The organism is Streptomyces sp. NBC_01439, assembly GCF_036227605.1.
GTDB lineage: Bacteria > Actinomycetota > Actinomycetes > Streptomycetales > Streptomycetaceae > Streptomyces.
This window is the reverse complement of the sequence record NZ_CP109487.1, coordinates 5,434,984-5,458,039: the sequence shown is the minus strand read 5'-3', so window position 1 is coordinate 5,458,039 and position 23,056 is coordinate 5,434,984. Positions and strand designations below refer to the sequence as shown.

The 23,056-nt window shown below is 70.8% G+C and carries 23 protein-coding genes and 1 pseudogene; 11 read left to right on the top strand and 13 right to left on the bottom strand.

The features are described from left to right. Nucleotides 1-134: 134 nt before the first annotated feature. Nucleotides 135-818 (bottom strand): hypothetical protein, encoded by a 684-nt coding sequence (locus tag OG207_RS24660; protein ID WP_329100888.1) that lies wholly within the window; start codon nucleotides 816-818, stop codon nucleotides 135-137. A gap of 321 nt (nucleotides 819-1,139) precedes the next feature. Between OG207_RS24660 and OG207_RS24655 the strand changes: the two genes are divergently transcribed. Next, nucleotides 1,140-1,448, top strand: a complete 309-nt coding sequence (locus OG207_RS24655; RefSeq protein WP_179178532.1) for a transposase — start codon at nucleotides 1,140-1,142, stop codon at nucleotides 1,446-1,448. Further along, a complete protein-coding gene (locus OG207_RS24650; RefSeq protein ID WP_329100886.1) occupies nucleotides 1,445-2,317 on the top strand; it encodes an IS3 family transposase in 873 nt (290 codons plus the stop codon). The genes OG207_RS24655 and OG207_RS24650 overlap by 4 nt, the downstream gene beginning before the upstream one ends. A gap of 56 nt (nucleotides 2,318-2,373) precedes the next feature. On the opposite strand, the gene OG207_RS24645 is transcribed toward OG207_RS24650, so the two are convergent. The 3 genes and pseudogenes from OG207_RS24645 to OG207_RS24635 form a co-directional block, all read right to left on the bottom strand. Further along, a complete protein-coding gene (locus tag OG207_RS24645; RefSeq protein WP_327380642.1) occupies nucleotides 2,374-2,736 on the bottom strand; it encodes a hypothetical protein in 363 nt (120 codons plus the stop codon). A 70-nt stretch (nucleotides 2,737-2,806) separates the two neighbouring features. Beyond that, a complete protein-coding gene (locus OG207_RS24640; RefSeq protein ID WP_329100883.1) occupies nucleotides 2,807-3,922 on the bottom strand; it encodes a transposase in 1,116 nt (371 codons plus the stop codon). Nucleotides 3,923-4,142: 220 nt separating this feature from the next. Further along, nucleotides 4,143-4,232, bottom strand: a pseudogene (locus OG207_RS24635) (hypothetical protein); the annotation flags it as partial. A 321-nt stretch (nucleotides 4,233-4,553) separates the two neighbouring features. Between OG207_RS24635 and OG207_RS24630 the strand changes: the two are divergent. After that, a complete protein-coding gene (locus tag OG207_RS24630; RefSeq protein ID WP_329100881.1) occupies nucleotides 4,554-4,910 on the top strand; it encodes a VOC family protein in 357 nt (118 codons plus the stop codon). On the opposite strand, the gene OG207_RS24625 is transcribed toward OG207_RS24630, so the two are convergent. From OG207_RS24625 to OG207_RS24615, 3 genes are read right to left on the bottom strand one after another with little or no spacing between them, the layout of a single operon-like run. Beyond that, nucleotides 4,907-6,361, bottom strand: a complete 1,455-nt coding sequence (locus OG207_RS24625; RefSeq protein ID WP_329100878.1) for a hypothetical protein — start codon at nucleotides 6,359-6,361, stop codon at nucleotides 4,907-4,909. The genes OG207_RS24630 and OG207_RS24625 overlap by 4 nt on opposite strands. A gap of 53 nt (nucleotides 6,362-6,414) precedes the next feature. Further along, on the bottom strand, nucleotides 6,415-7,242 hold the full coding sequence (locus OG207_RS24620; protein ID WP_329100876.1) for a transposase family protein: 828 nt from the start codon (nucleotides 7,240-7,242) through the stop codon (nucleotides 6,415-6,417). Between the two features lie 58 nt (nucleotides 7,243-7,300). Beyond that, nucleotides 7,301-7,723, bottom strand: a complete 423-nt coding sequence (locus OG207_RS24615) for a hypothetical protein (RefSeq protein WP_329100875.1) — start codon at nucleotides 7,721-7,723, stop codon at nucleotides 7,301-7,303. Nucleotides 7,724-7,764: 41 nt separating this feature from the next. Here OG207_RS24615 and OG207_RS24610 point away from each other — a divergent pair, with 41 nt between their 5' ends. The 3 genes from OG207_RS24610 (at nucleotide 7,765) to OG207_RS24600 (ending at nucleotide 12,323) form a co-directional block, all read left to right on the top strand. Further along, the gene (locus OG207_RS24610; protein WP_402696969.1) at nucleotides 7,765-8,877 is read left to right on the top strand and encodes an RNA-guided endonuclease InsQ/TnpB family protein; all 1,113 of its coding nucleotides are present in this window, start codon (nucleotides 7,765-7,767) and stop codon (nucleotides 8,875-8,877) included. Nucleotides 8,878-9,064: 187 nt separating this feature from the next. Beyond that, nucleotides 9,065-11,299 carry an acetate--CoA ligase family protein gene (locus OG207_RS24605; RefSeq protein WP_329100873.1) on the top strand — a complete coding sequence of 745 codons (2,235 nt, stop codon included), beginning with the start codon at nucleotides 9,065-9,067 and terminating at the stop codon, nucleotides 11,297-11,299. A gap of 220 nt (nucleotides 11,300-11,519) precedes the next feature. Then, nucleotides 11,520-12,323, top strand: coding sequence for an enoyl-CoA hydratase/isomerase family protein (locus OG207_RS24600; RefSeq protein WP_329100871.1), 804 nt, complete (start codon nucleotides 11,520-11,522; stop codon nucleotides 12,321-12,323). 30 nt (nucleotides 12,324-12,353) lie between these two features. Here OG207_RS24600 and OG207_RS24595 read toward each other — a convergent pair whose 3' ends face one another. Further along, nucleotides 12,354-13,139 (bottom strand): VOC family protein, encoded by a 786-nt coding sequence (locus OG207_RS24595; RefSeq protein WP_329100869.1) that lies wholly within the window; start codon nucleotides 13,137-13,139, stop codon nucleotides 12,354-12,356. A 97-nt stretch (nucleotides 13,140-13,236) separates the two neighbouring features. After that, a complete protein-coding gene (locus tag OG207_RS24590; protein WP_329100867.1) occupies nucleotides 13,237-14,151 on the bottom strand; it encodes a hypothetical protein in 915 nt (304 codons plus the stop codon). A 159-nt stretch (nucleotides 14,152-14,310) separates the two neighbouring features. Here OG207_RS24590 and OG207_RS24585 point away from each other — a divergent pair, with 159 nt between their 5' ends. Beyond that, nucleotides 14,311-14,928, top strand: a complete 618-nt coding sequence (locus OG207_RS24585; RefSeq protein WP_329107839.1) for a flavin reductase family protein — start codon at nucleotides 14,311-14,313, stop codon at nucleotides 14,926-14,928. A 185-nt stretch (nucleotides 14,929-15,113) separates the two neighbouring features. Next, nucleotides 15,114-16,046: a D-alanyl-D-alanine carboxypeptidase family protein gene (locus OG207_RS24580; protein ID WP_329100866.1), complete on the top strand. Its 933-nt coding sequence runs from the start codon at nucleotides 15,114-15,116 to the stop codon at nucleotides 16,044-16,046. 88 nt (nucleotides 16,047-16,134) lie between these two features. Here the strand turns inward: OG207_RS24580 and OG207_RS24575 are convergent, their stop codons facing one another. The 3 genes from OG207_RS24575 to OG207_RS24565 are packed head-to-tail and all read right to left on the bottom strand — an operon-like array spanning nucleotide 16,135 to nucleotide 19,410. Then, nucleotides 16,135-17,202, bottom strand: coding sequence for a Zn-dependent alcohol dehydrogenase (locus tag OG207_RS24575; protein ID WP_329100864.1), 1,068 nt, complete (start codon nucleotides 17,200-17,202; stop codon nucleotides 16,135-16,137). Further along, on the bottom strand, nucleotides 17,199-18,464 hold the full coding sequence (locus tag OG207_RS24570) for an acyl-CoA dehydrogenase family protein (RefSeq protein ID WP_329100862.1): 1,266 nt from the start codon (nucleotides 18,462-18,464) through the stop codon (nucleotides 17,199-17,201). Before OG207_RS24570 ends, OG207_RS24575 begins: the two co-directional genes overlap by 4 nt. Nucleotides 18,465-18,498: 34 nt before the next feature. Beyond that, nucleotides 18,499-19,410 (bottom strand): SDR family oxidoreductase, encoded by a 912-nt coding sequence (locus OG207_RS24565; protein ID WP_329100860.1) that lies wholly within the window; start codon nucleotides 19,408-19,410, stop codon nucleotides 18,499-18,501. A gap of 120 nt (nucleotides 19,411-19,530) precedes the next feature. Here OG207_RS24565 and OG207_RS24560 point away from each other — a divergent pair, with 120 nt between their 5' ends. The 3 genes from OG207_RS24560 to OG207_RS24550 all read left to right on the top strand — a co-directional run bounded on the left by OG207_RS24560 (nucleotide 19,531) and on the right by OG207_RS24550 (nucleotide 22,052). Beyond that, entirely contained in the window at nucleotides 19,531-20,457 is a 927-nt protein-coding gene (locus OG207_RS24560; protein WP_329100858.1) for a cyclase family protein, read from the top strand. A 143-nt stretch (nucleotides 20,458-20,600) separates the two neighbouring features. Beyond that, entirely contained in the window at nucleotides 20,601-21,284 is a 684-nt protein-coding gene (locus tag OG207_RS24555; protein ID WP_329100856.1) for a hypothetical protein, read from the top strand. 150 nt (nucleotides 21,285-21,434) lie between these two features. Next, complete coding sequence (locus tag OG207_RS24550) at nucleotides 21,435-22,052, top strand: TOPRIM nucleotidyl transferase/hydrolase domain-containing protein (protein WP_329100855.1); 618 nt, start codon at nucleotides 21,435-21,437, stop codon at nucleotides 22,050-22,052. A gap of 196 nt (nucleotides 22,053-22,248) precedes the next feature. Here the strand turns inward: OG207_RS24550 and OG207_RS24545 are convergent, their stop codons facing one another. Continuing rightward, a complete protein-coding gene (locus OG207_RS24545; RefSeq protein ID WP_329100853.1) occupies nucleotides 22,249-22,725 on the bottom strand; it encodes an ATP-binding protein in 477 nt (158 codons plus the stop codon). Between the last annotated feature and the right edge of the window lie 331 nt (nucleotides 22,726-23,056).

The window sequence follows — 23,056 nt, the reverse complement described above, 5'->3', positions numbered from 1 at the left end:
CACGTGGTGGAGGCCATCATCGCCACGAAGATGAGGCCCGCCGTGACGGCCCACAGCAGCAAGGTCCCGATGGTGGCTGCCACACGTGTGAAGGGGCGACGGACAACGCCCGGGTGGCCGGGGCTGTCCGGGTGTTAGCTGATCTCGATCTGGCTCGCGAAGTTGCTCCGGTAGCAGCTGTGGGTCTGGCCGCTGGAGTCCGTGTACGCGTACTCCTCCGCCTTGCCGGTGTATGGACGGGTGCGCAAGGCCATCACCGTGATGGCGTGCCGCGGGAACAGCCACATCTGGAAGGTCCCGTACGTCGCGGCGGCACTCGCGACGTTGAAGAGCACGGTCACGAGTCCCGCGGGGACCGCGAGGAGGAGCATGCCCGCCTCTCCCTTCATGACGACCAGCACGCAGGTCAGGATGAGCGTGACGACACCAGGCCCGAACGCGATCGCGAGCGAGGCGATGTCCTGCGCCTTCGCGCCGGCGCTGAGGGACGGAGGGCGCAACGAGCGGGTCGTCACGAGCGACGCGCCATCGAAGGACGGGTCCGGCTCCGGCAACTCGGCCAGGGCCGTGCCCACCGCCATCGCGAACAGGTCTGCGGCAGCCTCGCTGACACCATCGATCCGGTACGTAACGGGCGTGCCGCCGGCCGGGACCCGCAGTTTGACAGATACGGCACGACGGTTCGGTATGACGTCGCGGATGGCCCGCAGGGGGATGAGTAGCTCTTCGTCCCTGCGGCGCAGCGTCAGTGCGTCGTCCTCGTGACGGAGAACGGCGCCGCCGCCGCGCAGGACAGGGATGGAGGGTGTGGTCGACATTGACGTGATCGTAAGGGGTGATCACTAACCCTGACACGACGCTGCCCTCGTAGGTTGGCGTCACTGTCCCTACTTCTCGCCAACATCCGTGGCGCCAACCACCCATCACCGTTCCTGGAACGCGGCAACAACTGTTCCTGGTTCTCGGTTCTGGCACAGATCTTGGGGAGCGGTCGCGGAGAGCGACGGTGCCGTTCGATTACAGGGGGAGGGGCGCGAGCCCAGGGCCCCCTGTTTCAGTGCCCCTTTGGTCGTGGGCTTGATCCGCTTTGACGGACATCAGTGATCAGGGGCTTCGGTCCCGGAAGGATGATGTCCATCATGGAGAGCATGGGGAAGAAGAAGCCTCGCCCTCGCCGCTCGTTCACGTCGGAGTTCAAGGCCGAGATAGTCGAGCTGTGCCGGCGTGGGGACCGCTCGGTCGGTCAGGTGGCCAAGGACTTCGACCTGACCGAGACCGCGGTGCGGGACTGGGTGAAGCAGGCCGAGGTCGACGCGGGCGAACGCGACGGCCTGACCAGCAGCGAACGCGAGGAACTGGCCGCGTTGCGGCGGGAGAACCGCAGGCTGCGGGAGGACGTGGAGATCCTCAAGCGTGCGACGGCTTTCTTCGCGAAGGAGACCCGGTGACGGTGCACCCGTTCATCGAGGCGGAGAAAACCGCAGGTCACAACGTCAAGCGTGCGTGTGAACTGCTCAAGGTCTCCCGAGCCGCCTTCTACACCCGCCGCACCGGCACCCCTGGTCCCCGTGCGGTGCGCGATGCTGAGCTGACCGAGCAGATCACCGCCGTGCACGAGCAATCTCGGGGCACCTATGGGGCCCCGCGTGTCCACGCGGTCCTCAAACGCCAGGGCGAGGAGTGCGGCCGTCGAAGAGTCGCGAGGCTGATGCGCCAGGCCGGCCTGGCGGGGCGGCATCGCAGGCGACGGCATCGCACCACGATCCCCGACCCGCACGCGGCCACCCGTCCCGACCTGGTCCTGCGCGATTTCCAGCCCGACCCGGCAGCGGTCGACACCCGCTGGTGCGGCGATATCACCTACATCGCCACCGACGAGGGCTGGCTCTACATGGCCACCGTCATCGACATCGCCTCCCGCCGCGTCGTGGGCTGGGCCACCGCCGACCACCTGCGAACCGAGCTGGTCGCGGACGCCCTGCGAGCCGCCTGCCACACCCGTCGCCCGGCCGGTCCGGTGATCTTCCACTCGGATCGCGGCTGCCAGTACACCAGCCGTGAATTCGCCCTCTTGGCCTCGGAGTTCGATATCCGGCTCTCGGTCGGCCGCACCGGGCAGTGCTGGGACAACGCGCTGGCCGAGTCCTTCTTCTCCACCCTGAAGAACGAACTGGGCGACACCCGCACATGGCCGAGCCGGGCTGCCGCCCGCACCGAGATATTCGAGTGGATCGAGAGCTGGTACAACTTGCGGAGGCTGCACAGCAGCCTCGGCTACCGCACACCCGGCGACTACGAGGCCGCCCTCGCGGCCTGACCACCACACCGATGGTGTCCGCCAAAGCGGAACAAGCTCAGTCGCTCATCCGGCACTCATCGATCGCATGGGCACAGGATCCGGTGTGCGTCGATCAGTGTGAAGGTGTCTTCGCTCCAAGAGCAGACCTCAAGCCACGCCAGATACCCGTCCTCGGCGAACACCAGAACCTCGCCGGCGGTCTCTCCGTCCGCGCCGAACAGTTCCATGTCGGCCACCACCTGCGTGCCCGTAAGCGCGGGTGCAGGTGAAACACCGTCCGCATCGAGACTGAAGTACGTCGAACCGCAGCCGCACGCACAGCACTTCTCCAGTCGGAGATGCCGCATCTGCCGATGCAGCGCGAGACCTGGGTCCACCACCATGCTCAAAACGGTGTCCAGTACGTGAGCAACGTCAGTAGGCAACACTCTGGTCATGTCTGCAAGGTATCTGACCTGCGCAGTACTTCTCGGTTCTCGCGCAGCTCTTGGGGAGCGTCTCGTAGTGCTACTGGAGCAGGATCATCTTTCGGAGAAGTTCGAATCCGGCGCGGCCATAGAGCTGCCGCTTGATCTTCTTGATGCGGTTGACGGCTCCCTCGATACTGCCGGAGCTCCAGTTGAGAGTGAGACCGGCTGTCACTGCGTCGAGGTCTCGGAGCAGATGGAGTGCGAAGCCGGTGAGGCCGGGTAGCTGGCTGGCGTCGACGGCATCGATCCAGGTGGGGAGTGTGGCGCCGAGGCGTCCGGTGAGGATCTCGCCGAACTCGAGGACATGCCTGGAGGCCGTGTCAAGTTCAGGGCAGCGGGCAAGGATGCCCTTCAGTCCGGCGCGGTCATCTTCGGTCAGGGCGGTGGGGTGGCGAGTGAGCCAGCCGGTCACCTGCCGCACCGACGGCGGCCGCGGTGCCGCGTCGGCCGGAGTCCTGCGGAGGGTCGCGATGTGGGCGCGGACCATCTGGTAGGTGACGGGCGCGTTGGCGGCAATGAGTTCGCCGTGCAGTCGGGTGACGCTGGTGCATCCCTCGGCGAATCGCCGCTCCAGGTAGGGCTTGTAGGGGTCCAGCTTGCTGGACCGGGGCCGGTTCTCGCGAAAGGTGTCCTGCCAGCGTGCGGCGTTCGCGTACCGGAGCACGGTGTTGAGACCCCAGCCCAGGTGCCGAGCAATCGCCCGGCGTGAGTGGCCTTGGGCGAGGAGCTCGTGGACCAGGGCGTGTGCTGCCTTCTTCCGTTCGGCCCGCCGGCCGACAGGTGCCGAGTCGTCCTGCGGCCGAGCGGGGTCGGGACGGGTCGCGCCTGGCAGTGTGCCGGTGGGCGACGGGCTGCGCAGGCAGTCGCGGTGGGCGGCGACGCAGGTCTCAACGGCTCGGCCGAGGCCCTGCCACAGATGGAACCGGTCGGCGCCCTGCAGAGCGCCGGGGGCGCCGCGGCGGGCGCCCTCGGCGTATGCGCCAGCTCGGTCCCGGCAGATGATCTCCACGCCTGGGTGCTGGATCAGCCAGGCGGCCAGTGGCCCGGCTTCGCGGGTCGGGAGCACATCGACCACGCGATGGTCTTCGACGCTGGTCAAGACGGTGGAGTAGGTCTGGCCGCGACGGATCGCGAAGTCGTCCACGCCCAGCACACGCGGCGTGCTGGGCGGCCAGCCGGGCCCCGGCCCGCCCGGCCAGCGCGAGCCCCACCCGCTCCAGGGCGCGGTTGAGCCGCGTTGTAAACCGTGCGTGAGGGACGGCCAGCCGTGAGAACGGCTCGGCGAACGTCCGGCGCGGGCAGTCCGCCGCTCCGCAGATGAAGCGCCGGACCGTCAGCAGGATCACGAAGCCCCGTTCAGCGAGCGGAAGGTCTTTCAGCCTGCGTTGGTACCGGTCGTGGACTCGGTCCGAGAAGCGACCACAGTCCGGACATGCCGCCCCCACCGCGCGGCCTCTCGCCATCACCTCGACTGTGCCGAACGCGGCCGTCACCGCCTCGACGTCCACATCGTCGATCCCGTCGAACACCAGCGAGTCCCAGAACGGTGCATCGGTCTGCATGACCAGCACCATCACCGCCCACAACCGAGCGCAGCAGCGGCAGGCAGGCACCTGAGGGAGCGTCAATTCTGATCGAGGGATGCCAAGGCGTACGCGGTCTCACGCGAAGCGTCTCCTCGCAATCGAACAACGGGGTAACGCTCCGCGACGACTCCCCAAGATCTGTGCCAGAACCTGGTTCTCACCTATGTAGCCAACACGACCGTTCTCGGCAGGAGTACCATGTCCACCATCCAGCCAGTGATCTTTACTGCCAACCAGGACGTTCTGCTCGGCTTCTATACGAAATTGTTCGGCGCTGAGGAGATCTTCCGGGTACTGGCGGAAGGCCCGGCCTTCTACCTCGGCTTGCGCATCGGCGACACCGACCTCGGGCTGGTGGCCAAGGCGAACCTGGGGACCGGGGCGGCGTCGCGGATCCTGCTCAGCATCGGTGTCGACGATGTCGACGAGACGCTCGGCCGGGTGGAGGCGCTGGGCGGCTCGGTCCGCAGCGGCCCCAACGACATGCCGTGGGGACAGCGCGTCGCCCACATCCAAGACCCCGACGGCAACCCGGTGAACCTCACTCAGTACTAGGCCGGGCCCAGTTCCGGGTCGCGGGTTTCGTGGACTTCCCAGTGGCCCAGGCGGTCCGTGAGGGCCGCTCGGCGGCGGGCCAGGAAGACGAAGGCGGCGACGGCGGTGGTTGCGGCGGCTGCGGTCGTGGACAGTGCGGCGCCCCAGGACATCGGGACCATCAGGACGTAGGTGGCGAGGGCATAGGACAGTAGCAGGCCGCCGAGCCAGGGCCAGTGGGCGCCCGGCAGCACGGTGGTGGGGGTGGGGGCGAGGACGGTACGGCGATTTGGGTCGGGCTGTACGGGGGTCGCGGGGGCGAGGATTCGCTCGAAGTCGGCGCGGTCCAGTTCCAGCCACGCCGCCTCGCCTTCGTCGGTGACGAAGACGACCGGCTGGTTGTTCCTGATCAGGCGCCAGTTGCGGGCGCCGCACAGCCAGCCCGGCCGTTCGCCCATGGTGGCCGCGAGCAGGGCGAGCGCGTGGGGCGGGCCGCCGCGGTTGGCGGCCAGTACCTCGGAGCCGTCCTCCAGTGCGAAGCGCAGCTTGTGGTCCGAGGTCACGCGGACGGTGCCGTCGACGTCGCCGAGCGACACGTGGTCGCCGCGCCGGGCCGAGGTGATCCGTGCACGGACGGCGGGCAGGGCCGATCCGCCGGCCGCGTCCTCGCGGAGGGTCCGAGCGGCGGCGTCGGCCTTCGGGGCGTACCAGGTCACGCGCAGCACCCAGATGTACAGCAGGAGGCCGCCGGGAACGAAGGCGGCCACCGTGAGATAGGGCGGCAGGGAGAGCGCGAACGGGGAGTCCGTCTCCGCGTACCGGCCGATCTGGCCGGAGTAGTCCACCACGCCGCCGAGTTCGGGTGCCGAGGGGGCGTACAGGACGATCACGGGTCTGGGCGAGCTGCGCCTGCTCCCCCCTCCCCGCATCCCGAAGTGGCCGTTGAGCACCGCGACCCGCCCGGTGACCCGGTGACCGTCCGGGGCGAGGACGGGGACTTCGACCGTCACGTCACCGCTGGACATCGCGACTTTCGGGTCGTCTCTCGTCAGCCGGTGAACGTCGACGATCGTGCCCTCGGCGGTTTCGGCGCCGGCCTTCTGTATCGCGGCGATGCGCCTGAGGTCGTCGCCGTCCGGCCGGATCGCCAGCTCGGTCGCCACGGACAGGGCGGGCAGTATCACGGCCACGCCCAGCAGCCACGGTGTGATGCGGCGGATCCACTGCGGCTCGACGGGCAGGTGTGCGGGCGGTGGCGTGGGATCGGCCTGCTGAGGGGCCGCAACGCGGACCGGCCGGGAACCCGACCACACCCATACGGCGCCCAGGACCAGAGCCACGGCCCCGAGTACGGCCACGTCCGGCCGGTACGCGGACATACCCGCCCGCAGCAGCAGTGTCCAGATCGCCAGCACTGCGAACAGCAGCGCGCCCCCACCCGAAGTCCTGGTCAGCCAGGTGTTTCTCGCCATGATCGCGGACTGTACCAACGCCGGTGCGCGGGGCGGCAGGCCCGCGGTAGAGATCAATTGTCTGTAGTGGCCTCGATGTTCGTCAAGACGAGCAGCGCGCGAAACAGGTGGGTGGCGCGGGCGGGGTCAGTACGGAGCTTGGTGAGGATCCGCCAGTTCTTCAGGTGGGCAAAGCCGCGTTCGACGGGGACGCGTCCGGCGGCCAGGACCCGGTTGGCCTCCTTCTCGGCGGGGGTGAGCTTGCGGGCGCGGGTGGCCTTGAAGCCGGTGACGACCACGGGATCGTCCAGGCCGAGGAAGCCGAGGTCTGCCAGGGCGCCGAGGCCGGCAGCACGCAGGTGGGCCAGGATGCGGTCGCGGCGGGCGGCGGTGATGTCGTGGGTGCGGCCGGGCCGGGCGGCCGATATCCACACCAGACGGCCCCGCTCGTCGGTCAGCGCGAGGACGTGCAGGCCGTGGCGGCGATGCTTGCCGGAGTAATTTGGTCGGTTCGCCTCTCCGGTACGGCGCTGGGTGGGGATGAGGGTGCCGTCGATCAGGACGACCTCGCCGCCCTGCCGGGCGATCTTCTTCAGGGCGCGGTCCAGGCGAGGGGCCTTCGCGGCCAGCAGGTGGATCAGCTCGTCGCGCCAGCACCGGATGGTGGTGGCGGAGATGTCGTTGCCGCCGGCCATGTCGGCCAGGCGCTGATCGTGCCGCAGCACAGCCAAGACGATCACCGCGATCCTCCCGGGCGGCAGCGCCCGCCACCTCGACCGTATCGCTTTGAGATGGCGTCGCAGCAGGTCGGAGAGGTAGTTCAGGGTGTGCGTGGACAGCGGCAGGCGGCACTGGTAGACGAGGGACACAGTGTCCCCAGCGTGCTCTTTGGTTTTCGTCATACAATTCCAACAGCCGCCGGGGGCACCTTGGTTACGCCCCGATCTCCGTGCGGACCGTTCACGGGCGGGTGGTGAACTTCCCATCGGGTCGTTTGTGCAGCCAGCCGCGGTCGGCCAGCTTCGTGAGCTTCCCGCGCAACGGCTCCAGCTTGCCCCGTACCCCGGTGTCCAAGCCCAGCAACTTGCCGAGCTGCCGGGTGGAGACCGGGCCGGCGGCCTGCCGCACCGCGGTCAGGATGCGCTGATACTCCGCCGGCAGTGCGGACTCAGCCACCCCCGGACCATGGTCCGGGACCAGCCGCACCGCCCGACCTGCCACCTGGACCACCGGCGACCCGGCCTCCGTGCGCTCGTCGGCGAGCTGCTCGCTCATCCGCTGCCACACCCGCTCGGCCACGGCCAGCTCATCGCGCTCAGCTCGCACCTCCGACAGCTCCGCACGCCGCGCGGCGATCCGCTCCAACACCTCGGGATCCATCATGGGCCGGAGCGTAGGAGCGGCACCCGCGACGACGGACGGGAATCCACAAACCCACTCCTGCCAGACGATCTACACCCCAGACTGCCGCCCACGACCAGCACGAGCACCCCGAAACGACATCACACCAGCACCCTGACCAGCCACTTCAAGATGGCGCAGCTTCAAAGAACACCTGGCTTCGGGATGGATCCTCGGTTCCGCAGCAGCAGTTGATCCGGGACTTCGGCAAGTCCAAGGCCAGGGCGCAGAAGGACATCCGCGCACGGCTGCCCATGGCGCGTCGGGCCGGGATGCCGAAGTGGAAGAAGAAGCGGGAGGCGCTGCCGTCCCTCAACTACACCCGGCGCGGTTTTCGGTTGAAGGACGGGAATCTGCACCTGGCGGGCGGGATCGCCCTGACGGTCGTGTGGTCGCGCGGCCTCCCTGCCGACCCGACCTCCGTGCGTGTCTACCGGGACAGTCTCGGGCACTGGTACTGCTCGTTCGTCGTCCCCGCCGAGGTCGAGCCGCTTGCGGAAACCGGCGCGGTGATCGGTATCGACTGGGGTGTGAAGGAGACCGCGACCACCACCAGCGATGCCCACGACCTCCCGCACTCCGAGCACGGCAAGAAGGCCGCCGTCGGCCTCGCGCGCTACCAGCGGATGATGGCCCGCCGAAAACCGAAGAAGGGCAAGCCCTGCTCGAAGGGCTACGAGCGGGCGAAGAGGCGAGTCGCGAAGCTGTACAAGAAGGTGGCCCGGCAGCGCCAGGACACCGGCCGTAAATGGGCCAAGCGTGTGGTCCGCAACCACGACGCCCTGGCGGTGGAGGACTTCCGCCCGAAGTTCCTCGCCAAGTCCACCATGGCGCGGAAGGCGGCCGACGCGGCGATCTCCGCGACGAAGACGGCCCTGGTCGAGATGGGCCGAAAGCACGGCCGTGCCGTGCACCTAGTACACCCCGCGCACACCACCATGGATTGCGCGCAGTGCGGAGCGAGAACCAAGCACGCACTCCCCCTCTCGGAACGAACCTATGCCTGCACCGTGTGCGGAGCCGTGTCCCCCAGGGACAAGAACTCCGCCCGCGTGATGCTGGTCCGGGCTGGTCTCAACCCGGCTGGTGCCGAGGGCGTAAGACCGCCTGGGGCGCTGCCCCGGGTGGCTGCCTGAGCCAGAAATCCCCGATCAGCCCTGGAGGGTGAAGAATCCCCCCCTTCAGGGAGGGGAGGATTCAACACACCACCTCCACACCTTTCCTGCGCAGCCCTGTTCCTGACGGCACGTCAGTTCAGTAATCTGACTACACGTCAGTTATCGAGTTCCATCGAGGTTCATCGAGCAGGAGCGGGCGGCAACGATGCTTGGATCTACTCACGGCACCCTCACCACCGACTTCCGCGCACGTGTCGAGGCCTGCGGGGAGTCTCCCAGGACCGCCGTCCATTCGTCGGCGGCCCCCTCCGCCGACGACGCGGTCCCCCTGGACGTCAGCGGACGACCGCTGCACGCCGAGGTCCCCGACCTGGACCGGTTCTTCCGACCCGAATCCGTGGCCGTCATCGGCGCCTCCGACGCGGAGGGCCGGCCGAACACCGGCATCACCCGCCAGCTCATCGCCTGGGCGGAGCGCGTCGGCGCCCGGATCCACCCCGTGCACCCCACCCGCCCCACCGTCTTCGGGCTGACCTGTCACGCCTCCGTGGCCGACCTGCCCGAACAGGTGGACCTCGCCGTCCTCCTCGTCGCCGACCCGCTCCCCGTCATCCAGGAACTGGCCGAGACCAAGGTCAAGTTCGCGGTCGCCTTCGCCTCCGGCTTCGCCGAGACCGGCGACGCGGGAGCCGCCGCCCAAGAACGGCTCGGCGCCGCCGTCCGGGGCTCCGGCCTGCGCCTGCTCGGCCCGAACACCAACCTCAACGCCTTCCAGGAGTTCCGCGAGGACCTCGACGGCCCGGCCATCGCCCTCATCACCCAGTCCGGCCACCAGGGCCGACCCGTCTACACCCTCCAGGAGCTGGGCATCCGGCTCTCCCACTGGGCACCCACCGGCAACGAGGCGGACCTGGAGACCTCCGACTTCATCTCCTACTTCGCCGAGCAGCCCGAAGTCGGGGCCATCGCCTGCTACGTGGAGGGCCTCAAGGACGGCCGGTCCTTCCTGCTCGCCGCCGACCACGCCGCGCGCAACGGCGTCCCCGTCGTGGCCGTCAAGGTGGGCCGCACCGAGACCGGCGCCCGCACGGCGGCCTCCCACACCGGGAAGCTGACCGGCGCCGACACCGTCGTGGACGCCGCCATGCGCCAGTTCGGCGTCATCCGCGTCGACGGCCTCGACGAACTCCAGGACACCGCCGCACTGCTCGCCCGGGCCCGCAGGCCCACGGCGGACGGGGTCGTCGTCTACTCCATCTCCGGCGGCACCGGGGCCCACTTCTCCGACCTGGCCACGGAGGCGGGCCTGACCCTGCCCGCCCTCTCGCAGGCCAAGCAGGACGAGCTCCACCAGTGGATCCCCGAGTACCTGAACGTCGCCAACCCCGTCGACAACGGCGGCCACCCGGTCGGCGACTGGCGCGGCCGCAAGATCATCGACGCGATCCTCGCCGACCCCGCCGTCGGGGTCCTGATCTGCCCGATCACCGGCCCCTTCCCGCCCATGAGCGACAAGCTCGCCCAGGACCTGGTGGACGCCGCCGAGCAGAGCGACAAGCTGATCTGCGTGATCTGGGGCTCCCCCGTCGGCACCGAGGACGCCTACCGCACCACCCTCCTCGGCTCCTCCCGCGTGGCCACCTTCCGTACCTTCGGCAACTGCATCACCGCCGTACGCGCCTACCTCGGCCACCACCGCTTCACCGCCCGCTACCGCTCCCCCTTCGAGGACGCACCGCGCACGCCCTCGCCCTCGTACCGCAAGGCACAGGCCCTCATGCGGCCGTCCCAGCAGCTCAGCGAGCACGCGGCGAAGCAGCTCCTGCGCGCCTACGGGATACGGGTCCCCCGCGAGCAGCTGGTGACCAGCGCGGCGGCGGCCGTCCGCGCCGCCGGGCTGGTCGGCTACCCGGTGGTGATGAAGGCCTCGGGTCCGCAGCTGGGCCACAAGACGGAACTCGGCCTGGTGAAGATCGGTCTGACCTCGGCGAGCCAGATCCGTGACGCGTACCGGGAGCTGACCGACATCGCGCGCTACGAGAACGTGCCGCTCGACGGGATCCTGGTGTGCCAGATGGTGGAGCGGGGCGTGGAAATGGTCGTCGGCGTGACCCAGGACGACCTCTTCGGCCCCACCGTCACCGTCGGGTTGGGCGGGGTCCTGGTGGAGGTCCTGCACGACGCGGCGGTCCGCGTGCCGCCGTTCGGCGAGGACCAGGCGCGGGCGATGCTGAGGGAGCTGCGCGGGCACGCGCTGCTGGAGGGCGTACGGGGGGCGCCCCCGGCCGATGTGGACGCCCTGGTGGAGGTCGTCCTGCGGATCCAGCGGATGGCCCTCGAACTGGGCGACGAGCTGTCCGAGCTGGACATCAACCCCCTGATGGTCCTCCCCCGGGGGCAGGGGGCGGTGGCCCTGGACGCCCTCGCCATCTGCCGCTGACGCTGCGCCGGCCCCGCGAGCCGTTTCCCGGGCTCCGCCCGGACCCGCGCCTCAATCGCCGGCGAGGCTGAAGGATCCAGCCCGCCCGGCGTTTGAGGGCACGGGCGCGAAGCGCACGTACGGGGTCCGGGGCGGGGCAGGCTCCGCGCAGCGGCGACCGGCACCCGGCCACGGCACCCGGCCACGGCCGCAACCACCGACCACGAAGGGAGCCAGGCCCATGACCGCCGCCCCCGAGGACGAAGTCCTCCACCGCATCGAGAGCAACGTCTCGTGGATCACCCTCAACCGCCCCGGGGCGATGAACGCCGTCACCTGGGACCAGCGCGAGCGCGTCGTCGCGCTGCTCGCCGAGGCCTCCACCGACCCGGCCGTGCGGGCCGTCGTCGTCACCGCCACCGGCAAGGGCTTCTGCGCGGGCGCCGACCTGCGCGGCGGCCCCGCTGCCGGTGGGGAACGCATCGCCGGCGACGTCGCCCGGATGATCCGCCTCGGCGCGCAGCGCCTGATCACCGCCGTCCTCGACTGCGAGAAGCCCGTCCTCGCCGCCGTCAACGGCACGGCCGCCGGCATCGGAGCCCACCTCGCCCTCGCGTGCGACCTCGTGATCGCCGCCGAAGGGGCCCGGTTCATCGAGGTGTTCGTCCGTCGCGGCCTGGTTCCCGACGGCGGGGGAGCGTACCTGCTGCCCCGGCTGGTGGGCCCGCAGAAGGCCAAGGAGCTGATGTTCTTCGGCGACGCCGTACCGGCCTCCGAAGCCGAGCGCCTGGGCCTGGTCAACCGGGTGGTTCCGGCCGAGGAGTTGGAGGCGACGGCACGGGAGTGGGCGGAGCGGCTCGCCCAGGGGCCCACCCGGGCCCTGGCCATGACCAAGCAGCTGGTCAATGCCTCCCTGGACGGCGACCGGGCGGCCGCGCTGGCCGCCGAAGCCACCGCTCAGGAGATCAACATGACGACCGCCGACGCCAACGAGGGCGTGGCGAGCTTCGTGGAGCGCCGTACGCCCAAGTACCTCGGCCGTTGACCCCGGCGCCCCGGCGCGCGCGACGGCGCACTACATCCGCGGGTCGGGCTTGAGCAGCGCGAACACCGCTCCGGCCGGGTCGGCCAGCCAGGCGATCCGGCCGACCTCGGGGAGGTCGGTGGCCGGCATGACCACCGTCCCGCCGCCCGCCCTGGCCGCCGCGACGGTGGCGTCGACGTCCGCCGAAGCGAAGTACGGCACCCAGCGCGCATGCTCCTCCCCGCCCTCCCCCAGGAAGGGGGCGACCCCGCCGAAGGAGGCGTCCTGCTGGTCACCGTCGGCGGTGCTCAGCACCCGGTACGTCATTCCGGGTGCGGGCATCTCGGCGCTGCGCCAGCCGAACAGCCCGGCGTAGAAGGAGATGTCGGCGACGGGGTCCGGCACGTGGAGCTCCGTCCACACCAGCGAGTTGTCGGCGGAGGTCAGCTGGAGCCCGGCGGTGTTCCCGGGCTGCCAGCAGGCGAACTCGGCGCCCTGCGGGTCGGTGAACTGGGCCAGCCAGCCCTCCCCCATGACGTCCATGGGTTCCATCCGGACCGTGCCGCCGCCGGCGGTGACGGCCGTGGCGGTGGCCTGGATGTCGGGGGTCATGAAGTGCTGCATCCAGGCGGAGCCGGCCCCCTCCTCGGTGAGCGGCCCGAGTGCGGCGACGGTCTTGCCGTCCACCTGGAAGAACCCGTACCCGCCCGCCTCCGGTCCGGCGGAGACGAACTCCCAGCCGAGGACGGCGCCGTAGAACGCGGCGGCCGCCGCGGTGTCGGGGCTGCCGAGGTCGAGCCAGTTGGGTGATCCGGTGGTGAAGTCGGTGCCGAGCATGGGTCCTCCCGGGAGTACGGCGGCGGTACGAGGTCGCTGCCACGATGCCGAGCCTCCACCCGCGCCGGGGCCCGCGGAGCCGCCCGGCCGGCCGGTTTCACCCGTGTGGGGGCGTCACCACCGTGCCGGTGCGGCGCAGGATCCGTACGTCCCCGGCGTCCGGGTCGCCGACCAGGTGGAACAGTGCCGGACGCGCCGCGGTGCCGGTCACCTGCCAGGTCTTCTCCCATCCGGAGCAGTGGCTCACGTCGATCTCCACCCCTGCCCGCGTCCCGGTTCGGGGATCGTCTGCGCGTTCCGTCCAGGTGCCGGTGGCAGTGCAGTACGTGACGGAACCGTCGAAGTGGTGCACCGCCACGCGTTCGACCGCTGCGTCGCCGCCCTCGTACAGCCGGACCGCCCCGTCGCCGTCGTCCCCGCGCCACTCGCCGACGTACTGGGCGCGGACCAGGGTCGGTGGCTCGTAGGTCTTGAAGGCTCCGGCGTCGCTCATGGCCGCCACGACCGCGGCTGCCACGAGGACGAGTACGGGAGTGGCGATGCCCGCCCTCGCCACCAGCGTGCCGGGCCGCGTTCCCGACCGGTGCGCCAGGTGGGCCACCAGCAGGGGCGGCACACCGATGCCCGCGATCCAGGCCAGGGCCTCGAGGTACGGGGCTCCGGCGAACCGGGCGAGCAGGGCGGACACCGCTGACACCGAGCAGAGCCAGGCCACCGCGGCTGCGGCGCGGCCGGTCCTGCGGGCGAGGGCGAGGGCCGGCCGGGTGAAGACCAGGGCGTGCAGGAGGCCGAGGCCCAGGAACACCACGGGGGCGAGCACGCTCAGCACCAGGAACAGGAAGACGACCGCAAGCGCCCATACCGTTTGGCCATAGGTGTCACCGGAGTCCGGCACGGCGACCCAGACGGTCAGGCCGACGATCATCTCCACGGCGAACACGGCCTCGGCTCCGGGCGCCGACGCCCACCACGAGGGGCGTTCCACACCCGGCTCGCATGCCCTCCCCGCCACGACACCCACCTCAACTCAACTCACTTGAACGCGTTCAATGGCCCTTCGACCCCACCATACACCCGACTTGAACATGTTCAAACAAGGCCGGATCCCGCACCACCCTTCCTATCTGACGCATCGTCAGCTTCAATCGTGAGTGTGATGGGACACGCAGGGATGGCGGCCACCGTCGTCCGATACCTCAGGTCAGTGGGCTCCCCCACCTCCGCCTCGGCGCAGCGGGAAGCCGGGTCCGTCGACGCCCTGCCGCGTCCCGACCTGCGCGCGGTCGGCGAGGACGAGCGCGCGCCGGTGTCCCCCGCCGAGTTCCGGGCCGTATTGGGGAACTTCGCCAGCGGGGTCACCGTCATCACGGCACCGCCCGGCGAGGACGCTCAGGGCCCGGCCGGCTTCGCCTGCCAGTCGTTCGCCTCGCTGTCCCTCGACCCGCCCCTGGTCACCTTCATGGTGGCCCGTACGTCGACCACCTGGCCGCGGATCGCCCGCGCCGGGGTGTTCTGCGTCAACATCCTCGGTGCCGAACAGGGCGAGTTGTGCCGGTCCTTCGCCGTCAGCGGCGCGGACAAGTTCGCCGGGGTGACCCACACGCCCGCCCCCGTCACGGGATCGCCGCAGCTCGACGCCGTGCCCGCCTGGATCGACTGCCGCATCCAGGCCGTCCACACCGGCGGGGACCACCTCATCGTCGTGGGGCGGGTGGTGGCCATGGGTGCGGCCGGCGAGGGCGAACCGCTCCTCTTCCACAAGGGTCGCTTCGGACGCCTCGCCGACTGACGGACCGGGTCGGCGAACCGAATCGGCGAAACGAGCCGACGGGCCGGCCCGCCGGTCTTCCTGCGGCAGTTCGATGTCCCCGCGCCCGTCCGCTGCGTAAGCTCCCCAGGGGCTGGAGCACCTCGGTGTTCCAACCCCTTCGGAATTCTTCGGATACGCGGGGATTTGATTTGATACTGAACCTGATGCGCCGCACGCGCGGCGCCGTTGCCGTCACGGTCGCCACCGGAGCCCTCCTGGTGGCCGCCACGCCGTCCTCGTCGGCGGCTCCGGTCGCCGCACCTCCCGTCACGGCCGCCGGCTCGATCCTGATCGACGGCACCAGCGGGGCCACGCTCGCCAGCAAGGACGCCGACACCCAGCGGCAGGGGGCGAGCACCACGAAGATCATGACCGCCCAGGTCGTGATGCGCACGCCCAACCTGAACTACGACCAGAAGATCACCATCAAGCAGGAGTACCTGGACTACGTCGCCCGCGAGGGCGCGAGCTCCGCCCACCTGAAGGTGGGTTCCACCCCGACGGTCCGCCAGCTGCTGTACGGGCTGATGCTCCCGTCGGGCTGCGACGCGGCCTACGCGCTCGCCGACACCTTCGGCAAGGGCGCGACCACGCAGGCCCGCACGGCGGACTTCATCGCGCAGATGAACGCCAAGGCGAAGTCGCTGGGCATGACCAAGACGGTCTACGACTCCTTCGACGGCATCTCGCCGACCGGCAAGAACGTCACCACCGCGCGCGACCTGGCGAAGCTCACCAAGTACGCGATGTCGGGCGTGACCTTCCCGAAGATCGTGGGCGCGAAGACCTACAGCACGGGCGGCACTTCGACCGACGCCACGTGGGGCAACAGCAACCTGCTGATCAGGGAGCGTCCCACCGGCTACGCGTACCCGGGTGCGATCGGCGTCAAGACCGGCACCGGCTCCGCCGCGGGCAAGTGCCTCGTCTACTCCGCGACCCGCAACGGCAAGACCGTCATCGGCGTCCTGCTGAACGACGAGGAGCGCTACGCGGACTCGATGAAGCTCATGGACTGGGCGCTCGGTTCGAGTGCCGGCTCCGGGGCGGCACTGCAGCGCGGCAACACCGACCCGATCCCGGACGTCCTCGACTGACGGTGACACGGTGGACGGCTCCTGCGCCGGCGGGTTCGCACCCGCCGGCGCAGGAGCCGAGCCATTTCCGGGGACCGGCGGCGCCGGGTCAGAAGGTGAGCACGCCCCTGGCCACCCGCCCGTGGTGGGCGTCGTCCACGGCCTCGGCGAAGTCCTCGACCGGGTAGACCTCCGTCACCAGTTCGTCCAGCAGCAGCCTGCCCTGCCGGTAGAGCTCGGCATAGAGCGCGATGTCGCGCTGCGGGCGCGAGGACCCGTACCGGCAGCCCATGATCGTCTTGTCCAGGTACATGGACGACACGAGGAACGACGCCTCCTCGCGGAAGCCGGGCACCCCCAGCAGGACCGCCTGCCCGTGCCGGTCGAGGAGGTCGATCGCCTGACGGATCAGCTTGACGTTGCCCACGCACTCGAAGGCGTGGTCGGCGCCGGTCGGCAGGATCTCGCGGACCGCCGCCGAGGAGTCGGCGACGGCGGACGCGTCGATGAAGTGCGTGGCGCCGAACTGCCCGGCCACCGCCTCCTTCGCCGGGTTCGCGTCCACCGCCACGATCGTCGTGGCGCCCGCGATCCGGGCCCCTTGCAGCACGTTCAGCCCGATGCCGCCGGTGCCTATGACGACCACGCTCTCGCCGCGGTCCACCCGCGCCCGGTTCAGTACCGCCCCCACTCCGGTGAGGACCCCGCAGCCGATGAGCGCCGCCGAGGTCAGCGGGATGTCGGTCGGGATCTTCACTGCCTGCACGGCCTTGACCAGCGTGCGCTCGGCGAAGGCCGAGTTGGAGGCGAACTGGAACAGCGGCGTCCCGCCCCGCGAGAACGGCTGGCCCGGCATCCCGATCGCCTTGCGGCACATCGTCGGCCGGCCCCGGTCGCAGTCCGCGCACGCCCCGCAGTTGGCCAGGGTGGACAGCGCCACGTGATCACCCGGCACCACGTGGGTGACGCCCGGGCCCACCGCCTCCACGACCCCCGCGCCCTCGTGCCCGAGCACCACCGGCGGGGGGAAGGGGATCGTCCCGTCGATCACCGACAGATCGCTGTGGCACAGCCCGGCCGCGCCGATCGCGACCAGCACCTCCCCCGGCCCCGGGTCCCGGATCTCCAGGTCGTCGACCACCTGAGCCTGCTTGCCGTCGAACACGACGCCTCTCAACCGGACTCCTTAGGCAGGCCGAGCACGCGCTCGGCGATGATGTTCCGCTGGATCTCGTCCGAGCCGCCGTAGATGGTGTCGGCGCGGGTGAACAAGAACAGGCGCTGTTCCTCGTCGAGTCCGCGTTCGTACGGGAGCCCGGGCGTCCAGGCGGCCGGCCCGGCCGTGGCCGCCGCGCCGCGGACCTCCACCGCCAGCTCCCCGAGCCGCCGGTGCCAGCCTCCCCACAGCAGCTTGGCCACGCTGGGCGCGCCCGCGCCGCCCGCGCCGCCGCCCGAGCCCGCGCCGCCGCCCGAGCCCGCGCCCGCGCCCGAGCCCGAGCCCGAGCCCGAGCCGAGGGTGCGCAGCGCGTTCCACCGCATCGTGCGCAGCTCGGCCCACTGCCGGACCAGCCGCTCCCGCAGGACGGGGTCCCCGGCGCCGGCTGCGACCCGCGCCGCGTACGCGGCCAGGACGCGCTCCAGTTCGGCCGCGAAGCCGATCTGCTGGACCAGGGTCGAGACGCCGCGCTCCAGGGCGAGCAGGCCCATGGCCACCCTCCAGCCGTCGCCCTCGGCGCCGACGACCTCGGCCGCGACCGCCCCGTCGAAGAACACCTCGTTGAACTCGCTCGTGCCCGACATCTGCCGGATCGGCCGGACCTCGACGCGGCCGGGTTGGTCCATGCGGACCAGCAGGAACGACAGCCCCCGGTGCCTGCGCGAGCCGGGCTCGGTGCGGGCGAGCACGAAGCACCAGTCGGCGTCCCGGGCCAGCGAGGTCCAGATCTTCTGGCCCGTCACCCGGTACCGCCCGTCGGCCGCGTCCCGTACCGCGGCCGTACGGATGCCCGCGAGGTCGGACCCGGCGCCCGGCTCGCTGTAGCCCTGGCACCACAGCTCCTCGCCCCGCGCGATGCCGGGCAGGAAACGGTCCTGCTGCTCGGGCGACCCGTGGGCGATGAGCGTCGGGGCGAGGAGGTTCTCGCCGATGTGGCCGACCCGGCCGGGCGCGCGCAGGGCCGCGTACTCCTCGGCCCACACCACCTGGCCGGTCAGGGACAGCCGCCGGTTTCCCCACCCGTCGGCCTCCCAGCCCTGCCCGATCCAGCCGCCCCGGCCGAGCTCGCGCTCCCACGCCCGCCGGATTCCGGCCCCCTCGTGCTCGCTGCCTGGCCCGCCGAGGCCGAGGGCTTGCGCGTACGGGCCCACGAGGTGCTCGGCCAGCCACGCGCGGGCGCGCCCGCGCAGCTCCTCGTCCTCGGCCCCGAAGCTGAAGTCCACGCCGCTCCCCCTGCTCCTGTCCGGTCGGTCGGTCCTACGCGTTGGGGCGGTCCTTGGCTGCCGCCGCCTTGGCCATGGCCTCCAGTTGCGCGAGCATCGGCATCGGGTCGGTGCCCACCGTGCCGGGCAGGAAGTCGGCGATCTTCTCCGGTGTCCAGGAGCCTTCGGCGTATCCGGCGCGCAGTTCGCGCGGCTGCGCCCAGACGGCGATCTTCGGGCCGGCGATCGTGTAGACCTGCCCGGTGATGTCCTCGGCCCTGGCCTGGTCGCTGAGCAGGTAGGTGACCAGCGCCGCCACGTCCTCGGGCTCGCCGATCTCCTTGAGTTCCATGGGGACCCCCGCGGACATGCGGGTGCGGGCGACGGGGGCGACAGCGTTGGCCGTGACCCCGTACTTGGCCAGGCCCAGCGCGGCGGAGCGGACGAGCGAGATGATCCCGCCCTTGGCGGCGCTGTAGTTGGCCTGGGCGACGGAGCCCTGGTGGTTGCCGCTGGTGAAGCCGATCAGGGTGCCCGTGCCCTGCCTGCGCATGACGGCGGAGGCAGCGCGGAAGACGGTGAAGGTGCCCTTGAGGTGGGTGGCGACGACCGGGTCCCACTCCTCTTCGGACATGTTGAACAGCATCCGTTCGCGCAGGATGCCGGCCACGCAGACGACCCCGTCGATGTGGCCGTACCGCGCGAGTGCGGTGTCGACGAGGCGCTGGCCGCCCGCCATGGTGGAGATGTCGTCGGCGACGGCGACGGCCTCCCCGCCGAGCTCGGTGATCTCCTTCACCACGGCCTCGGCGATCTCGCTGGTGGGCTCCGCGCCCTCGATCCCGACCCCGTAGTCGTTGACGACGACCTTGGCGCCCTCGGCGGCCGCGGCGAGTGCCACGGCCCGCCCGATGCCCCGGCCGGCGCCGGTGACGGCGACGACCTTGCCTGCCAAGAAGTTCCCCACGCCCGGCCCCTTCCCGCGATTTCTGACGGACCGTTAGATTCTATGGGTAGTCAGATGCACCTGCACAAGCCCTCGTTGTTGCCGTAACCGCCGCATCCACGCAAGGAGCTGTCGACGCCCATGACCCTGCCCGCCGAGTTCCACGACATCGCCAAGCGCGTCAACAACTGGGGGCGCTGGGGCGCCGACGACGAGATCGGCACCCTGAACCTGATCACCGACGAGGTGGTCCGGGGCGCCGCGGCACAGATCCGTACCGGCCGCCGGATCCCGCTCGCCCTCCCGCTCAAGGAGGACGGGGTCCAGGTCGGCATGATCCCCGGCCGGATCAACCCGCTCCACACGATGGTGCAGATCAACCAGGAGCTCTTCGGCCCCGGCACGGTGGCGTGCAGCGACGACGCCGTGAGCATGGGCCTCCAGGCGGGCACCCACTGGGACGCCCTCACCCACGTCTCGCACTCGGGGAAGATCTACAACGGCCGCCCGGCCGGCACCATCACTGCGCACGGCCGCGCCGAGTTCAGCGGCATAGACAAGGCCGGCCACATCGTCTCGCGCGGGGTGCTCCTCGACGTGGCGCGCGCGAAGGGGCTGGACCGGCTGCCGGGCGACCACGCGGTGACCCCCGGGGACCTCGACGAAGCCGCGGAGTTCGGCGGGGTCACCGTCCGCCCCGGGGACGTCGTCCTGGTCCGCACCGGTCAGATCCAGGTCTACCTGGCGGGTGACAAGCACGGCTACGGCTTCCCCTCGCCCGGGCTGTCGATCCGCACGCCCGAGTGGTTCCACGCGCGGGACGTGGCGGCCGTCGCGAACGACACCCTGACCTTCGAGATCTTCCCGCCGGAGATCGAGAACCTGTGGCTGCCCGTGCACGCCCTCGACCTGGTCGAGATGGGCATGCACCAGGGCCAGAACTGGAACCTCGAAAAGTTGTCCACAGCCTGTGCAGAAGAGAACCGGTACGCGTTCCTCCTCTCCGCGATGCCGGAACCGTTCGTCGGCGGCACCGGTACCCCCGTGGCCCCGGTGGCCGTCCTCTGAGCCCGGCGGGGCAGGGGGCGGACCCGAAGAATCCGGCCACCCGCAGGCCGCCGGAGTGGAACCATGAGGTGTACATGACGCGTCACCGTTCGCGTGCGTCACACCCCGTCCCCGCCACGTTCCCCGCAGGAGAAGCCCGCATCATGGCCAACCCGTACCAGGTAACGCCGCCACCCGCCCCCAGACGCCGCTCGGGCGGCAACGTCGTCGCCGTCATCGTGCTCGCCGTGCTCGTCGTCGGCGGCTACTTCTTCATGCAGTCCCGCAAGGACGACGGAAAGCCGTCGGCGTCCCCCTCGGCCTCCCCCTCCGCCAAGCCCACCGCCAAGGACCCCGGATCCCCCGAGTCCTCCTCCGACACCTCCAGCGCCTGGAAGGTCGGCGACTGCGGCGGCCCCGACCCGGCCAAGGCACCCGACGGGTACAAGCGGCAGGGCTGCTCCGACTCCGGGGCGACCTTCAAGGCCATCGACATCAAGGAAGCCAGCATCTTCCCGGGCGGGGTCCAGTGCCCGCCCGGCACGGACCTGATGATCGACGTGAGCATCTCCTACGGCGGCAAGGGCAGCGGCATCCCCACCAACACGGTCTGCGGCCGCAACCTCTCGGGCGACCACCCCGGCGACGCCGGCGCCGGCGGCGGCCAGCTGGTGAAGGGCGACTGCGTGACCTCCCAGGCCAAGGAGGTCGCCTGCGGCGGCTCGGGCGCCCAGAAGGTCCTCGGCCTCGTCAAGACGCAGGCCGAGTGCCCCTCCGGCACCACCGACCCGATCAAGCTGACCATCGCGGTCGGCCGCCCGTACGACGTGATCTGCACCGACGGCTGAGACGCCCCGAAAGACGCGACCGCCCGCCGCCCCGGCACGCCGCCCGGGACGGCGGGCGGTCGGCTGTCGGCGGTCACCTGTCGGCCGTCAGCTGTCGACCGCCGCCGAAAATGCCGCGCCCCCGCGCCGGCGAAGGCGCAGACTCGCCCCATGGCGGACATGCGGGCGTTCCGGGAAGCGGTCGACGACTGGGCGAGCGGCGGTACCGGCCGGGACGCGCGCGAGCTGGCCGCCCACCTGGACGTGCGGACGGCGGTGCTGCTGGAAGGCCCCAGCGACCTGGCGGCCGTCGAGGCGCTCGCCGAGCGGCGCGGCCGCGACCTCGCCGCCGAGGGCGTGTGCGTCGTACCGATGGGCGGGGCGATGAGCGTGGCCCGGTACACCGACCTCCTGGGACCGCCCGGCCTCGGCCTGCGCCTGACGGGACTGTGCGACGAGCGCGAGCAACCCTTCTACGACCGGGCGCTGGAACGGGCCGGGGCGCCGCGGCAGGGCTTCTTCGTGTGCGTGGCGGACCTGGAGGACGAACTCATCCGCGCGCTGGGCACCGCGAGGATCGAGGAGGTCTTCCGGGTCGAGGGCGACCTCCGCTCCTGGGAGACCTTCGTGCGCCAGCCCGCCCAACACGGTCGGCCCCGGCAGCAGCAGTTGCGGCGCTTCTTCGGCACGAAGAAGGGGCGCAAGATCCGCTACGGGCGCCTCCTCGTCGAGGCCCTCGAAGCCGACCGGGCACCGGACCCGCTCGACGACCTCCTCGCGAGCCTGTGACCGATCGGGCCGGGCTGCTCGATCAGCCCGGCCCGGCGGGTTCTTCGGGTGGCGGCGGCGCGCATGCACGCCCCGAGCGCGGCACGGCAGCCGCCACCCCACGACCCGCACTCGTCAAGGCCTGCCCTTGGCGTCCCCTCGCGTCGAATCGCTCCACACCAGGGTGATCAAGACGTGACGAACCGTCAACACCTCGTTAGAGGTACACGCGCGGTTCCCGCGGCGGAGTATGAATTTCCGACGGGCCGTCCGCGGGCCTCTCGGACGCGCAGTCCGAGGTGGATTTCTGCGCGCGGTCGATCTCGCACCAGATCCGTTTGCCCGCGCCCTCGCGCTGCCAGCCCCAGCGGTCAGCCAGCCCGTCGACCAGCTCCAGGCCGCGCCCGCCCGTGTCCTCCCCGCACGCCTGCCGGCGGTTCGGCGCCCGATCGCTCGCGTCGGCCACCTCGACCCGCACCCCCGGCCCCCCGAACAGCATGCGCAGCACGGCCGGACAGCCCGTGTGCACGACCGCGTTCGTGACGAGCTCGGAGATCAGCAGGATCAACGTCTCGGCGAGCGGCTCGTCGTCCCCTATGCCCGACCCCGCCAACCGGGAACGCGCCCACCGGCGGGCCCGGCCGACCTCGGCGGGATCCGCACCGACCTCCAGCTGAACCTGAAGCACCTGCACCGCTCACACCATCCGAACCGGCGGACACTTCGCCTCGCGACAGGACGGGACCACCGACTGTGATCCCCTTCCGTAGCAGCATGGTTGACGTACAGTCACCACAACAAGCGCTTCGGGCATATTCCCGCGCGAAGGAGTGGGCGTGGTGCATACTGTGCGACGCTCGCGCCGCTCAACCGCTCGCATTCGTGGGAGCGTACCGGAGCAGGCCCCCGCTTCCGGGGCGCAATGAGTCGGGCGAAGGACACAAACCGATATCAACTCTCTGTAATCGGAAATGCGTCCCGCGCCGTTGCTGCCGTGCCTGCAGGTCACCGTGAGCAACGCCCGC